The sequence below is a fragment of the Stenotrophomonas sp. HMWF003 genome (assembly GCF_003061285.1).
GTDB lineage: Bacteria > Pseudomonadota > Gammaproteobacteria > Xanthomonadales > Xanthomonadaceae > Stenotrophomonas > Stenotrophomonas maltophilia_AP.
This window is the reverse complement of sequence record NZ_QAIW01000246.1, coordinates 1-807: the sequence shown is the minus strand read 5'-3', so window position 1 is coordinate 807 and position 807 is coordinate 1. Positions and strand designations below refer to the sequence as shown.

Annotated in this window: 1 pseudogene; it reads left to right on the top strand. The window is 71.3% G+C overall.

Annotated elements, in window-relative coordinates:
• Window positions 1-2 precede the first annotated feature (2 nt).
• Window positions 3-807 (top strand): annotated as a pseudogene (locus DBR34_RS10050) (DPP IV N-terminal domain-containing protein); the annotation flags it as partial.

The window sequence follows — 807 nt, the reverse complement described above, 5'->3', positions numbered from 1 at the left end:
CGCTGGCACTGGCCGCCCCGGCAGGCAAGACCGCCGCCCCGCCGGTGGCCACTGCCAAGGGCGAGCAGGGCTACACACTGCCCTCGGCGGCATTGCAGGCGGTAGTGGATGCGCCGCGTGCGCCCACGTTGAGCCTGTCCCCGCGCCGCGACATCGCCGCGATGCTGCAGACCCCGTCGCTGCCGTCCATCGCCGAGGTGGCCCAGCCCGAGCTGAAACTGGCCGGCCTGCGCATCAACCCGGCCACGCATGCCGCCAGCCGCTTCAGCTTCGGCAACAAGCTGTGGCTGCTGAACGTGGCCGACGGCAAGGAGCGCCAGATCACCGGCCTGCCGCAGCCGCTGTCGATCGCCGGCATGGCGTGGTCGCCCGACCAGCAGTACCTGGCCTTCAACCAGGTGCATGCGGCCACTGGCGCCAATGAACTGTGGATCGTCGATGTGGCCTCCGGATCGGCGCGGCGCCTGCTGGCCGATCTGAACACCGTGCTCGGCGATGGCTACACCTGGCTGCCTGACAGCCGTGGCCTGCTGGTGACCCAGCAGCTCAAGGGCCAGGGCCAGGCCCCGGCGACCGGTGGCGTGCCGGCCGGTCCTGCGATCCAGCAGACCGAGGCCGATGCGGGCGTCCGTGCGATCCGCACCTACCAGGACCTGCTCAAGAACGAGGCCGATGCGCGCCTGTTCGACTACTACGCCAGCGCGCAGCCGGTGCGGGTCACGCTCAACGGCGTGACCACGCCGCTGTCCACCGCCGGCGTCTACCTGGACCTGGACGTGTCGCCGGACGGCCGCTTCCTGCTGGCCG